Below are 13,896 nucleotides of genomic sequence, written 5' to 3' on the forward strand. Positions count from 1 at the left end.
CGGCCCCGACAACGCTGAATGGGCGCCCGGGCAGGTTCGGCACGATAGCAAATTGTTCGAAAAAGCACATAGAGGCGCGTAATTGACAGTCGAAATCAGAACCGAGTGGTCGTCTCGACGACTATCGCCCGATATACTCGCAACCTTGCAACACTCTGTAAGGGGTTGCTGTGCGAAAACGTCGTTGGTGACGCAGTACGAGATCAGCCGGTTTCGCAGAGTTTCCCTTTGGCACGCCTTGACGAAAAACGTGACGAACGCAGCATGTTCGGGCTGAATCGTTTTTTTAAGGACGGCTACTCACCTGAAGTACAAGACAGCGTTACGGGTCAGAGGCACCCCCGGCATGATAGAGCTCGAACAAGAAGATCCAATCCCGCAGGGCGATCTGGCCCTGCAAATCACCGCGCTTCCCCGAGAGACCAACGGCTTCGGGGATATTTTCGGCGGTTGGCTGGTGTCCCAGATGGACCTGGCCGGCACCGCGATGGCCAGCAAGGTTGCCGGCGGCCGCGTGGCCACCGTGGCGATCGATCGCATGGCGTTCCTGGTGCCGGTGGCAGTGGGTGCGCAATTGTCGTTCTACACCCAGGCCCTGGAAATCGGCCGGAGCTCGATCCAGATGATGGTCGAGGTCTGGAGTGACGACCCATTGTCCAGCGAATGGCGCAAGGTCACCGAAGCGGTGTTCGTGTTCGTCGCCATCGATGGCAGTGGTCGTACCCGCTCGGTTCCACCTCGGGCGCGTTAAACACGGCGGCCGTTTTGCGGTCCATTGCAGTCCATGTTCCTGAACGAGATTTGCAGCATGCCAACGCCTAACGTCGAAGCCGTCAAACTGGATGAACTGAACGGTTGGCGCATCCGCCACGGTCAGGCCGAGTTGCTCGTGGCCCAGCAAGGCGCGCACGTTCTCAGCTATCAGGTGGACGGCCAGCCGCCGCTGATCTGGCTCAACGACCAGGCGACGTTCAAGACCGGCAAGAGCATCCGTGCCGGCGTACCGGTGTGCTGGCCGTGGTTCGGCAACCTGACGCGCAACCCCGACAGCGTCCAGGCCATGCGCGTCAGCAACGAACCGGCCACCGCCCACGGCCTGGTACGGGCAATGGATTGGGAACTCAAGGGCATCGAAGCCGAGGGCGAGAGCCTGAAGATCGAATTCGTGCTGCCCTACCCCGAAAACGGTTTGTCCGGCTGGCCCCATCAGGTCGACCTGACCTTGACCATCGTCATGGACGAGCAACTGCATATCCATCTGACCAGCCATAACCGTGGCAGCGAAACCGTCAGCCTGAGCCAGGCGCTGCACAGCTATTTCGCGGTCAGCGACGTGCGCAACGTGCATGTCGACGGAGTGGATGGCTTGCGCTACGTCGAGACCCTGGATGACTGGAACGTCCATACCCAGGCCGGCGAGCTGCATTTTGCCGGCGAAACCGACCGGATCTATCTCGATACGCCGCCGACGCTGAGCATCGTCGACGCGCATTGGCAGCGACGCATCGAATTGACCGCTACCGGTTCACGCTCGGCGGTGATCTGGAACCCCTGGACCGAACGGGCCAAGGCCTTCAGCGACATGGCCGATGATGGCTGGCAACGCATGCTCTGCATCGAGACGGCCAATGTGATGGATGATGTGGTGACGCTGTTGCCGGATGCCAGCCATACGCTGGGCGTGAGCATTCGCAGCAAACCGCTCTAAACCACACTGACAATTCCCCTGTGGGAGCGAGCAGGCTCGCTCCCACAATGGGTTGATGCCAAACCTACAAATCCGCCTCCTGCACCGCCCGCACCTTCTGCGCCTCCATCGCATACGCCGCGCTCGCCAGGTCATTGTCGACCTTTTCGATCTTCAGCGTGCCGGTGACCCACAGCGGCGTGTAGATATCATCCAGCTTCAGGCCCTTGGGATAACGCACCAGCACCAATTGATTGGGTGGCGGTGGCGGGACGTGGATGCAGGCCCCCGGGTAAGGCACCAGGAAAAACAGCGTGCTGCGGCCCTTGGCGTCGGTTTCCAGCGGCACCGGGTATCCGCCGATGCGGATGTGCTTGTCGTTCATTGATGCCACGGTCTTGGTCGAATACATCACCGCCGGCAAGCCTTTGCTCTGCTTCAGGCCACCCTTTTCGGTGAAGGTGCCGTTGGCTTCGGGGGAGTTGTGATCGATCTCGGGCATAGCCTCGAGGGCCTTCTGGTCCGACTTGGGCATCAGTTCGAGCCAGTCGGTTTCGGGCAGCTCGGCGGCGTGGGCCAGGCCAGTGCCCAGCAGAAGGAAGGTCAGCAGTAGACGGCGCATGAAAGGGCTCGGCATAAGGGAAAATACGACGCCGGGCATTCTAGCCCTCCGCGCGCGCCACGCGCAGAGGACTTTCGCGCTTTGATCAGTTCCTTTTGATCAGGCCGTAGATCACCAGCAGCACCACCGCGCCCACCAGGGCACCGAGGAAACCAGCGCCTTCGCCTGCCTGATAGATACCCAGGGCCTGGCCGCCGTAAGTGGCTGCCAGCGAACCGCCGATACCCAGCAGGATAGTCATGATCCAGCCCATGCTGTCATCGCCAGGCTTCAGGAAACGCGCGAGCAGGCCAACGATCAGGCCGATAAAAATGGTTCCGATGATTCCCATGGTATTCCCCTCTGATTGAGTAGCTATGCCAAAGCCTAGTCAGACTTTGGCACCTTGCCATGAGAGAAGACGGCCGACGAATGGTTCCACCGATGTTTCAGATTATTGCTCGGCGATCAGCGTCTCGACCTTGATGATCTGCTGGGCCAGCGTGGCCCGGTCGGCGCAACGCAGGTTGGCGTGACCAACCTTGCGCCCGACCTTGAACGCCTTGCCGTAGTGATGCAGGTGGCAGTCGGCGATCGCCAGGACCTTCTCGGTGTCCGGCACCTTGCCGATGAAGTTCAGCATCGCGCTTTCGCCGACCTTGGCCGTCGACCCCAGCGGCAGCCCGGCGACCGCCCGCAGGTGGTTTTCGAACTGGCTGCACTCGGCGCCTTCGGTGGTCCAGTGCCCGGAGTTGTGCACGCGCGGGGCGATTTCATTGGCCTTGAGGCCGCCGTCCACTTCAAAGAACTCGAACGCCATGACGCCGACATAATCGAGCTGCTTGAGTACCCGGCTGGAGTAGTCTTCAGCCAGGGCTTGCAGCGGGTGGTCGGTGCTGGCGACGGACAGCTTGAGGATGCCGTTCTTATGGGTGTTGTGCACCAGCGGGTAGAAACGGATTTCACCGTCACGGGCACGCACGGCGATCAGCGAGACTTCGCCGGTGAAAGGCACGAAGCCTTCCAGCAGGCAACCGACGCTGCCCAGCTCGGCGAATGTGCCGGCGACGTCTTCCGGGTTGCGCAGGACCTTCTGGCCCTTGCCGTCGTAACCCAGGGTGCGGGTCTTGAGCACGGCCGGCAGGCCGATGGACGCAACGGCGGCTTCCAGGTCGGCCTGGGACTGAATGTCGGCGAAGGCCGGGGTCGGAATGCCCAGGTCCTTGAACATGTTCTTTTCGAACCAACGATCGCGGGCGATGCGCAAGGCTTCGGCGCTCGGAAAGACCGGGACGAACTGGGACAGGAAGGCAACGGTCTCGGCCGGGACGCTTTCGAACTCGAAGGTCACCAGGTCGACTTCATCGGCCAGCTGGCGCAGATGGTCCTGATCGCCGTAATCGGCACGCAGGTGTTCACCCAGTGCCGCGGCACAGGCGTCCGGCGCCGGATCCAGGAAAGCGAAGTTCATCCCCAACGGCGTACCCGCCAGGGCCAACATGCGACCCAACTGGCCGCCACCGATTACACCGATCTTCATTCGTCAACAACCTCAGGCAATGCGTGGGTCTGGATTGTCCAGGACGCTGTCTGTCTGCTCAGCGCGGAATTTTTTCAGCACGGTATGAAACTGCGGATGCTTGGCGCCCAGGATACTCGCCGACAACAGGGCTGCGTTGATCGCGCCGGCCTTGCCGATGGCCAGGGTGGCAACCGGGATGCCGGCGGGCATCTGCACGATCGACAGCAACGAATCGACGCCCGAGAGCATCGATGACTGTACCGGCACGCCCAGTACCGGCAAGTGCGTCTTGGCCGCGCACATGCCTGGCAGGTGAGCCGCGCCGCCAGCGCCGGCGATGATCACTTCGATGCCACGCGCCTCGGCTTCTTCGGCGTACTGGAACAGCAGGTCCGGGGTGCGGTGGGCGGACACCACTTTCACCTCGTAGGGGATGCCGAGCTTTTCCAGCATATCGGCGGTGTGGCTAAGGGTGGACCAATCGGACTTGGAGCCCATGATCACGCCAACCAGTGCACTCATCGTCGTGCCTCTTCTCTCTGGGCGCCCTGGGGCGCGTCAAAAAACAACAAGCCACGCAGGAAACCGGCGTGGCTTGTTGTACGAATTATGGCCGGGTGGACCGACCGAAGGCCGGGCAGTATACCGAAAATGGCGGATTAAACGCACTTTCGCCGACCATCTGTCGTTTGCGCTAAAGCGGCGGTTTTATTGACTCGAAGGTCAGCTGAATAACAACACAGATCCCTGTGGGAGCGAGCTTGCTCGCGATAGCGTCAGGTCAGTCACCGCAGCTGTGAATGCCAGGGCCTCATCGCGAGCAAGCTCGCTCCCACAGGGGAGATGCGTTGTTTTCAAGATCCGATGGCACCCTGCGCCGCGCCACCCTCCAGCTTGCGCCACAACAACCGCACATTGGCCTTGCGCACCAGGGCGCAGCGGTACAGGCGGATTTCCAGCGGCACGTGCCATTGCGCGCCCCCGCAGATCACCAACTCGCCCCGGGCCAGTTCGTTGCGCACACTCAAGTGCGGCACCCAGGCGATGCCCAGGCCTTCCAGGGCCATGCTTTTCAGGCTGTCAGCCATGGCCGTCTCGTAGACCGTGGTGAAACGCAGGGCGCGCTGGCGCAACAACTGGTTCACCGAACGGCCCAGAAAAGCGCCGGCACTGTAGGCCAGCAGGGGCACGCTGGTCTCGCCCTCCAGGTCGAACAACGGCTTGCGGTCGGCATCGGCCGCGCAGACGGGGAGCATTTCGGTCTGGCCCAGGTGCAACGATGGGAATATCTCCGGGTCCATCTGCATCGCCGAATCCGGGTCGTAGAAGGCCAGCATCAAGTCGCAGCCCCCTTCACGCAGGGCATGCACCGCATCACCGACATTGGTCGCCACCAGCCGCGTGGCGATGTTCATGCCTTCGTTGCGCAACTGGGCGATCCAGCGCGGAAAGAAACCCAGCGCCAGGGAATGTGCCGCCGCTACCTGGATAACTTCGCCCTGCCCGCCCTCCAGGTGGTGCAAGTGCCGCAGCACTTCGCCCAACTGCTCGACCACCGTACGCGCCGTTACCAAGAACAACTGTCCCGCCGCAGTCAGTTCGATCGGCGTGCGGGAGCGGTTGACCAGGGTCAGCCCCAGCGCCGCCTCCAGGCTGCGGATCCGCCGGCTGAACGCTGGTTGCGTCACAAAGCGGCGCTCGGCCGCCTGGGAAAAACTGCGCGTCGCGGCCAAGGCACTGAAGTCCTCTAGCCATTTGCTTTCAAGATTCATCTCCGTCCTCCCGTAGGACGCACCAAAACAGGTCACACGTTCGCCGCATCATCGGCGTCACACGCGCATTATGCCGAATGTGCATAGGCCAGTGCTTAACAGCATTGGCCCTAAATTTTCTGAAAGCCTAGGATTCACAGCGTTCCGGCTCAGACCGGGTCCTTATTGAGATGATTGACATCATGTCCTCCGCTGCATCATTCCGCACAGAAAAAGACCTGCTTGGCGTACTCGAAGTACCGGCGCAAGCGTATTACGGCATCCAGACCCTGCGAGCGATCAACAACTTTCGTCTCTCCGGCGTCCCGATCTCGCATTACCCGAAACTGGTAGTCGGTCTGGCAATGGTCAAGCAAGCCGCCGCTGACGCCAACCGTGAGTTGGGCCAGCTCAGCGAAGCCAAGCACGCCGCCATCAGCGAAGCCTGTGCACGATTGATCCGCGGCGATTTCCACGACGAATTCGTGGTGGACATGATCCAGGGCGGCGCCGGCACGTCGACCAACATGAATGCCAACGAAGTCATCGCCAACATCGCGCTGGAGGCCATGGGTCACCAGAAGGGCGAATACCAGTATCTGCATCCGAACAACGACGTGAACATGGCGCAGTCGACCAACGACGCCTACCCGACTGCGATCCGCCTGGGTCTGCTGCTGGGCCACGACGCGTTGCTGGCCAGCCTCGACAGCCTGATCCAGGCGTTCGCCGCCAAGGGCGAGGAATTCAGCCACGTACTGAAAATGGGCCGTACCCAACTGCAAGACGCCGTGCCGATGACGCTGGGCCAGGAATTCCGCGCTTTCGCCACCACCTTGAGCGAAGACCTGGCGCGCCTGAAAACCCTGGCGCCTGAATTGCTCACCGAAGTGAACCTGGGCGGCACCGCCATCGGTACCGGCATCAACGCCGATCCGCGTTACCAGGCCCTGGCCGTACAACGCCTGGCGACCATCAGCGGCCAACCGCTGGTTCCGGCCGCCGACCTGATCGAAGCGACCTCCGACATGGGCGCCTTCGTGCTGTTCTCCGGCATGCTCAAGCGCACCGCGGTCAAGCTGTCGAAGATCTGCAACGACTTGCGCCTGCTGTCCAGCGGCCCACGCACCGGCATCAACGAAATCAACCTGCCGGCCCGCCAGCCAGGCAGTTCGATCATGCCTGGCAAGGTCAACCCGGTGATCCCTGAAGCGGTGAACCAGGTCGCGTTCCAGATCATCGGCAACGACCTGGCGCTGACCATGGCGGCCGAAGGCGGCCAACTGCAACTGAACGTGATGGAGCCGCTGATCGCCTTCAAGATCTTCGACTCGATCCGCCTGCTGCAACGGGCCATGGACATGCTGCGCGAGCACTGCATCGTCGGCATCACCGCCAACGAAGCGCGCTGCCGCGAACTGGTCGAGCACTCGATCGGCCTGGTCACCGCCCTGAACCCGTACATCGGCTATGAAAACGCCACCCGCATCGCCCGCGTTGCCCTGGAAAGCGGCCGCGGCGTGCTGGAACTGGTGCGCGAGGAAGGCTTGCTCGACGACGCCATGCTCGACGACATCCTGCGCCCGGAAAACATGATTGCCCCGCGTCTGGTCCCACTGAAGGCTTGATCGACGCGACCATTGCTCACCAGGTCGAGGGACTAGACACCTCTCACCTTTTGAGGGCTTGGGGACTCGTTCCCCAGGCCCTTTTTTTTAACCGACAACTGAAAGCGGGAGCAAATTTGTAGGAGCAAGCCTACTCGCGATAAACAGCGACGCGCTGCCGTTGTACCCCGCGTCGCCAGCTATCCAGAGCCGGCTCACTTCCACAAGAACCTGACCGATAGGCCAGGAGATACAAGGGTCCGTTTCGTCGTACGCACCACAACTGTGCAGACGGGCGCCGCACTGATAGGTATAGTGCCGCCCCTCTTCGCATGAGTGGTCGTCGGTAGCGAGACCTCACAACATGCGAAAACCGAACTAATAACAAACCCGCGAAGTGGACCGGGACGAACATCGCCTCAACTGTCGTGCCGCGCGCCGGCCGATGTAACACGATGTTTCCAAATGGCCAGCATTTGCTTAAACAAAAAACAGCGAGGAATACTCATGCTTGAAGTCATCAACGACTTCCTCTCAGGGAAAGTGCTGATCGTGCTCATAGTCGGGCTCGGTGGCTACTTCACGATCCGCTCGCGTTTCGTCCAGTTCCGTCACTTCTTTCATATGTTCTCGGTGTTCCGGGACAGCCTGAAAAGCAGCACTGACCAGCTCAGCTCCTTCCAGGCCCTGATGCTCAGTCTTGCCGGCCGTGTCGGCGCGGGCAACATCGCCGGTGTCGGCATCGCCGTGACCCTCGGCGGGCCCGGTGCGGTGTTCTGGATGTGGGTGACCGCGCTGGTCGGCATGTCCAGCAGCTTCTTCGAGTGCTCCCTCGGCCAGCTCTACAAGCGCTGCGATTCCGAAGGCCAGTTCCGTGGTGGTCCGTCCTACTACATCCAGCACGGCCTGCAGAAACGCTGGCTGGGCATGATCATGGCGTTCCTGCTGCTGATCACCTTCGGCTTCGCCTTCAACGGCCTGCAAGCCCACGCCGTCACTCACTCCCTGAATAACGCCTTCGGCCTCGATACCACCTACACCGGCCTCGGCCTGGCGGTGCTGCTGGGCCTGGTATTCATCGGCGGGATCAAGCGAATCGCCAAGGTTGCGGACCTGCTGGTACCGGTCAAGACCCTGGCATACATCGCCGTGACGCTCTACGTGATCGTGCTGCAATTCGAACATGTACCAGGCATGCTGGCGACGATCGTCAGGAGCGCCTTCGGTCTGGACCAGGCCTTTGGCGGCCTGATCGGCAGCGCCATCGTCATGGGCGTCAAGCGTGGCGTGTTCGCCAACGAAGCCGGCCTGGGCAGTGCGCCTAACGTGGCCGCCGTGGCGTCGGTGGAGCACCCGGTCGCGCAAGGCGTGGTCCAGGCGTTCAGCGTTTTCCTCGACACGTTCGTGATCTGCACCTGCACCGCGCTGCTGATCCTGCTGTCGGGTTTCTACACCCCAGGCTTCGAAGGCGACGGCATTGCCCTGACCCAGAACTCCCTGGCGGCCGTGGTCGGCGACTGGGGCCGGATATTCATCTCCGTGGCCCTGTCGTTGTTCGTGTTCACCTCGATCCTCTACAACTATTACCTGGGCGAAAACAACCTGCGCTTCATGCTGGGTGAAAACCGCAAGGCGCTGATGGCCTATCGCGCCTTGGTCCTGGGACTGATTTTCTGGGGCGCCATCGAGAACCTCGGCACCGTGTTCGCGTTCGCCGATATCACCATGACGCTGCTGGCGTTCGTGAACCTGATCGCGCTGTTCCTGCTGTTCAAGGTCGGCATGCGCATCCTGCGCGACTATGACGACCAGCGTTCGGCTGGTATCAAGGTTCCGGTCTTCGATTCCAGCAAATTCCCCGACCTGGACCTGGACCGCAAGGCCTGGCCAGCGAACCCGTCGACCCCCGCCGCTGAATCCGGCAACGCCTCCGCGAGCCTGGCCGCAGCGCAACGCTGATCAGCAGGTTGTTTGAAATAAACCGGGCGCATCCCCTGCGCCCGGCGTGACACAACACAAGGTCGGCGTCATGCTCGGCCTTATGTTGCAGCAGCAAATGAAGCTGCTGTTTTCGTCCTCGGAGAACACCCATGAATGCCTCGACCTATCCCGCCGCCCAGCACGTCATGGTGCTCTACACCGGCGGCACCATCGGCATGCAGGCCAGCGCCAACGGCCTGGCCCCGGCATCCGGTTTCGAAGCGCGGATGCGCGACTACCTGCACAGCCAGCCCGAACTGGTTATCCCGCAATGGCGTTTCCGGGAAATGTCGCCGCTGATCGACAGCGCCAACATGACCCCGGGCTACTGGCAGCAACTGCGCGAAGCGGTGGTTGATGCCGTCGATGTGCAAGGCTGCGACAGTGTCCTGATCCTGCACGGTACCGACACACTGGCCTACAGCGCCGCCGCCATGAGCTTCCAGTTGCTCGGCTTGCACGCGCGGGTTTGCTTCACCGGTTCGATGCTGCCGGCCGGCGTGACCGACAGCGACGCCTGGGAAAACCTCAGCGGCGCGCTGGTCGCCCTCGGCCAGGGCCTGGCGCCGGGCGTGCACCTGTATTTCCACGGTGAACTGCTGGCGCCGACCCGCTGCGCCAAGGTGCGCAGCTTTGGTCGTCATCCGTTCAAGCGCCTGGAGCGCCAGGGCGGCGGCATCAAGGCCACGTCGCTGCCGGCGCAGTTGAATTACAACCAGCCGAAACAGTTGGCAAACGTCGTGGTGCTGCCATTGTTCCCTGGCATTGGCGCCGAGGTTATCGATGGCTTGCTGGGCAGCGGCATCCAGGGCCTGGTGCTGGAGTGCTATGGCAGCGGCACCGGTCCGAGCGACAACCCGGCCTTCCTCGCCAGCCTGGAACGGGCGCGGGACAACGGCGTGGTGGTCGTGGCGGTCACTCAATGCCATGAAGGCGGCGTCGAGCTGGACATCTACGAAGCCGGCAGTCGCTTGCGCGGCGTCGGCGTGCTGTCCGGCGGCGGCATGACCCGCGAGGCTGCATTCGGCAAGCTACAGGCATTGATTGGTGCGGGCTTGCCGGTGGATGAGGTTCGGCGGCTGGTTGAGCTGGATCTTTGCGGGGAGCTGATCTGACACCCTGAAAAACCCTTTGCTCGCGATCGCGGTGTATCAGTCGCATCAGTGTTATCTGACACACCGAAATCGCGAGCAAGCTCGCTCCCACAGGTTCGCGTCGAACTCCCGATTTCAACCGGCATACAACTTGCTCCCCTTCCAGCCTCCCTCGGCTGGAAACGGACCATGCTGCATTCCCACCTCACCACGCTCAACGCGGTCTCCCTGGTGCTCAACGCGTTCAGGAACGAAGGCTTGCCCAGTGACGCGCTATTGGCCGGCAGCGGCATCAGCATGGCGCACCTGAGCCGGGCCGACACACGCATCACCACCAACCAGGAGATGCAGGTCTGCGCCAACGCCGTGGCGCTCAAACGTGACATAGGCCTGGAATTGGGCCGCAACATGCACGTTTCGTCCTACGGCATGCTCGGCTATGCCCTGCTCACCAGCGCCACCTTAGGTGACGCTTTACGCCTGGCGCTGCGTTACCCGGCGCTATTGGGAACACTCTTTGAGCTGACACTGGAAGACGACGGCGAGCACATCTGGCTCAGCGCCAGCGACTATCGGGAAAACCCGGCCCTGGCGGTGTTCAATGCCGAGTTCTGCATGGTCTCGCTGAGGGTCATCTGCAACGACCTGCTCGGTCATGCGCTCCCCTTGCGGGCGACACGTTTCGAACACTCGGCACCGGATTATCAGGCACGTTATGAGGCGCTGTTCGAGTGCCCGGTGCGTTTTGACAGTATCGACAACGCGTTCGCCTTCGATCGTCACTGGCTCGCGCAGCCCTTGCCACTGGCTGACCCCATCACTCATCACGCCATGGCCGAACGCTGCCGCCGCCAGAACACCGAGTTCACTGGCAGGCAGGCCTGGCTGGGACGCATCCGCCACTCGCTCGCCGCACAACTGGATGCCCCGCCAGGCCTGGAAGGCTTGGCCGAACAGATGAACTGCTCGGCGCGCACCCTGCGCCGGCATCTCAAGGACGTGGGCTGCAGCTACCAGGAATTGCTCGACGAACTGCGCTTCGAACGGGCAAAGCAGATGCTAGGTGAAGATCAATTGCCGATCTACCGGATCGCCGAAATGCTCGGTTTCAGCGAAACAGCCAGCTTCCGCCACGCATTCGTACGCTGGAGCGGCGTGGCGCCGAGTCAGTTCAGGCCATGAACGCTGCCCCCGTGGCGAGGGAGCTTGCTCCCGCTCGGCGGCGCAGCCGTCGTAAATCGGATAACGCGGTTTATCTGTAGAAGATGCGTCAAGCGTTTTGGGCCGGCTTCGCCACCCAGCGGGAGCAAGCTCCCTCGCCACGGGACATAAGGGGAGGCCTGGATATTGGTGTTGCCCCGAACCGGCGCATGCCCGCGCCAACAAGGGGCGATTTACGGTCAATTATTTTGGCCATTTCGATCCCCTTTTGGCCTCTCCTGCCGTTCTCCCAAACGCGGCGCGCCGCAAGACTGTGGATACCGGATCAGCCCCTGCGGAGAACAAGAATGCTGACGATCTATTCCGACGATCACCACCTGCACCATGGACGTTGCGAGTTGATGGACGGGCAGCTGATGCCCTGCTTCGAAATGCCCTCCCGCGCCGATCATGTGCTGGAGCGGGTCAAGGCTAGGGCGTTGGGGCCGGTGGAGGCGCCACGGGATTTCGGCCTGGGGCCGATCCAGCGCATCCACAGTGCGCAATACCTTGAATTCTTCGAGGGTGCCTGGGACCGCTGGAGCGAATTCAACCGCGACGGCGACCTGCTGCCCTATACCTGGCCGGCGCGCACCCTGCGTACCGTTATCCCGACGAGCCTGCACGGTCAACTCGGCTATTACAGTTTCGACGGCGGCGCCCCGATTACCGCCGGCACCTGGCAGGCCGCCTACAGCGCAGCCCAGGTCGCCCTCACCGCCCAGGCCGAAATCCAGCGCGGAGCCCGCAGTGCCTTCGCGTTGTGTCGGCCACCGGGGCACCACGCCGCCAGCGACTTGATGGGCGGTTATTGCTACCTCAACAACGCGGCGATCGCCGCCCAGGCTTTCCTTGACCAGGGCCACCGGAAGGTCGCGATCCTCGATGTCGACTACCACCATGGCAACGGCACCCAATCGATTTTCTACCAACGCAGCGATGTCCTGTTCGCCTCGATTCATGGCCATCCTGAAGCCGAATTTCCGTTCTTCCTGGGCTACGCCGACGAGCGCGGCGAAGGTGCCGGCACGGGATTTAATTTCAACTACCCGCTGCCCGCCGGTTCCGGTTGGGACAGCTGGAGCGCCGCCCTCGAACAGGCCTGCGGCGAGGTCCTGGACTATGACGCCGATGTCATCGTCGTCTCCCTGGGCGTGGACACCTTCAAGGACGACCCGATCTCTCAGTTCAAGCTCGACAGCCCGGATTACCTGGCGATGGGCAAACGCATCGCGGCGCTCGGCAAACCGACGCTGTTCGTGATGGAGGGTGGTTATGCGGTGACCGAAATCGGCATCAACGCGGTGAACGTTCTCGAAGGTTTTCAAAGCGCCCAATGAGGAATATCAGCATGAAAAGACTCAAGCGTCTGATGGCTCCAGCCCTCTGCGCCACGCTGCTGTGCGGCGCGGTCCAGGCCGAGGAGCGCACCCTGCGTGTCTACAACTGGTTCGACTACATCACGCCCAAGGCCCTGGAAGATTTCAAGGCGCAGCACAGCCAGGTCAAACTGGTCTATGACATCTTCGATACCAACGAAGCCCTGGAAGCCAAGCTGCTCACCGGTAACGCCGGTTACGACGTGGTGGTGCCGTCCAATGTGTTCCTGGCCAAGCAGATCGAGGCGGGCGTATTTCAGCCGCTGGACCGCAGCAAATTGCCGAACTGGAACCACCTCGATCCCAAGCTGATGAAGCTGATCGAAGCCAACGATCCGGGCAACAAATTTGCGGTGCCCTACATGTACGGCACCATCCTGATCGGTTTCAACCCGGCCAAGGTCAAGGCCGCGCTGGGCGACAATGCGCCGGTGGACAGTTGGGACCTGATCTTCAAGGAAGAAAACATCAGCAAGCTCAAGCAGTGCGGCGTGGCCCTGCTCGATTCGCCTTCGGAAATCCTGCCCTTGGCCCTGCAGCACCTGGGCCTGGATCCCAACAGCAAGAAACCGGCGGACTATGCCAAGGCCGAAGCGCTGCTGATGAAGATCCGGCCGCACATCACCTATTTTCACTCATCCAAATACATGGCCGACATCGCCAACGGCGACATCTGCGTAGCGGTCGGCTACTCCGGCAGCTTCTCCCAGGCCGCCAATCGCGCCAAGGAGGCCAAGAACGGCGTGACCGTGGACATGCGCCTGCCCAAGGAAGGCGCACCGATCTGGTTCGACATGCTGGCCATTCCCAAGGGCGCGAAGAACCCGGACGACGCCTACGCCTTCATCGACTATCTGTTGCAGCCGAAGGTGATCGCGCCCGTCAGTGACTTTGTCGGCTACCCGAACCCGAACAAGGACGCCACCGACATGGTCGATCCGGCAATCCGCAACAATCCAAACCTGTATCCGACCGAGGCGGCAATGGCGACGCTCTACACTTTGCAACCCTTGCCGAGGGATGCAGAGCGGGCGCGGACGAGGGCCTGGACGAGGATAAAGTCAGGCCAGTAACG

At 61.9% G+C, this 13,896-nt stretch carries 13 protein-coding genes; 8 read left to right on the top strand and 5 right to left on the bottom strand.

All coding sequences use genetic code 11. The features are described 5' to 3' along the window. Positions 1-346: 346 nt before the first annotated feature. Positions 347-751: an acyl-CoA thioesterase gene (locus J3P96_RS27385; protein ID WP_003177184.1), complete on the top strand. Its 405-nt coding sequence runs from the start codon at positions 347-349 to the stop codon at positions 749-751. Between the two features lie 57 nt (positions 752-808). Beyond that, positions 809-1,708: a D-hexose-6-phosphate mutarotase gene (locus J3P96_RS27390; RefSeq protein ID WP_434654382.1), complete on the top strand. Its 900-nt coding sequence runs from the start codon at positions 809-811 to the stop codon at positions 1,706-1,708. A gap of 64 nt (positions 1,709-1,772) precedes the next feature. On the opposite strand, the gene J3P96_RS27395 is transcribed toward J3P96_RS27390, so the two are convergent. From J3P96_RS27395 to J3P96_RS27415, 5 genes are all read right to left on the bottom strand, one after another. Next, positions 1,773-2,309, bottom strand: a complete 537-nt coding sequence (locus tag J3P96_RS27395; protein WP_434654385.1) for a DUF3299 domain-containing protein — start codon at positions 2,307-2,309, stop codon at positions 1,773-1,775. 85 nt (positions 2,310-2,394) lie between these two features. Continuing rightward, positions 2,395-2,640, bottom strand: coding sequence for a GlsB/YeaQ/YmgE family stress response membrane protein (locus J3P96_RS27400; protein WP_256229514.1), 246 nt, complete (start codon positions 2,638-2,640; stop codon positions 2,395-2,397). Between the two features lie 102 nt (positions 2,641-2,742). After that, positions 2,743-3,828 carry a 5-(carboxyamino)imidazole ribonucleotide synthase gene (locus J3P96_RS27405; RefSeq protein WP_434654387.1) on the bottom strand — a complete coding sequence of 362 codons (1,086 nt, stop codon included), beginning with the start codon at positions 3,826-3,828 and terminating at the stop codon, positions 2,743-2,745. Between the two features lie 12 nt (positions 3,829-3,840). Further along, positions 3,841-4,332 carry a 5-(carboxyamino)imidazole ribonucleotide mutase gene (purE, locus tag J3P96_RS27410; protein WP_003196369.1) on the bottom strand — a complete coding sequence of 164 codons (492 nt, stop codon included), beginning with the start codon at positions 4,330-4,332 and terminating at the stop codon, positions 3,841-3,843. 332 nt (positions 4,333-4,664) lie between these two features. Beyond that, entirely contained in the window at positions 4,665-5,582 is a 918-nt protein-coding gene (locus tag J3P96_RS27415; RefSeq protein ID WP_305497684.1) for a LysR substrate-binding domain-containing protein, read from the bottom strand. Between the two features lie 182 nt (positions 5,583-5,764). On the opposite strand from J3P96_RS27415, the gene aspA reads away from it, so the two are divergent. The 6 genes from aspA to J3P96_RS27445 all read left to right on the top strand — a co-directional run bounded on the left by aspA (position 5,765) and on the right by J3P96_RS27445 (position 13,894). Next, complete coding sequence (gene aspA / locus J3P96_RS27420) at positions 5,765-7,189, top strand: aspartate ammonia-lyase (protein WP_434570586.1); 1,425 nt, start codon at positions 5,765-5,767, stop codon at positions 7,187-7,189. Positions 7,190-7,675: 486 nt separating this feature from the next. After that, positions 7,676-9,127: an alanine/glycine:cation symporter family protein gene (locus J3P96_RS27425; RefSeq protein WP_434654391.1), complete on the top strand. Its 1,452-nt coding sequence runs from the start codon at positions 7,676-7,678 to the stop codon at positions 9,125-9,127. 131 nt (positions 9,128-9,258) lie between these two features. After that, complete coding sequence (locus tag J3P96_RS27430) at positions 9,259-10,263, top strand: asparaginase (RefSeq protein WP_434654394.1); 1,005 nt, start codon at positions 9,259-9,261, stop codon at positions 10,261-10,263. 168 nt (positions 10,264-10,431) lie between these two features. After that, a complete protein-coding gene (locus J3P96_RS27435) occupies positions 10,432-11,424 on the top strand; it encodes an AraC family transcriptional regulator (protein WP_434654396.1) in 993 nt (330 codons plus the stop codon). A 326-nt stretch (positions 11,425-11,750) separates the two neighbouring features. Further along, complete coding sequence (locus J3P96_RS27440; protein ID WP_434654399.1) at positions 11,751-12,782, top strand: histone deacetylase family protein; 1,032 nt, start codon at positions 11,751-11,753, stop codon at positions 12,780-12,782. An 11-nt stretch (positions 12,783-12,793) separates the two neighbouring features. Further along, positions 12,794-13,894: a polyamine ABC transporter substrate-binding protein gene (locus tag J3P96_RS27445; protein WP_434654401.1), complete on the top strand. Its 1,101-nt coding sequence runs from the start codon at positions 12,794-12,796 to the stop codon at positions 13,892-13,894. Positions 13,895-13,896: the final 2 nt, after the last annotated feature.

Origin of the sequence: Pseudomonas sp. R3-56 (assembly GCF_051132075.1) — a bacterium.
GTDB lineage: Bacteria > Pseudomonadota > Gammaproteobacteria > Pseudomonadales > Pseudomonadaceae > Aquipseudomonas.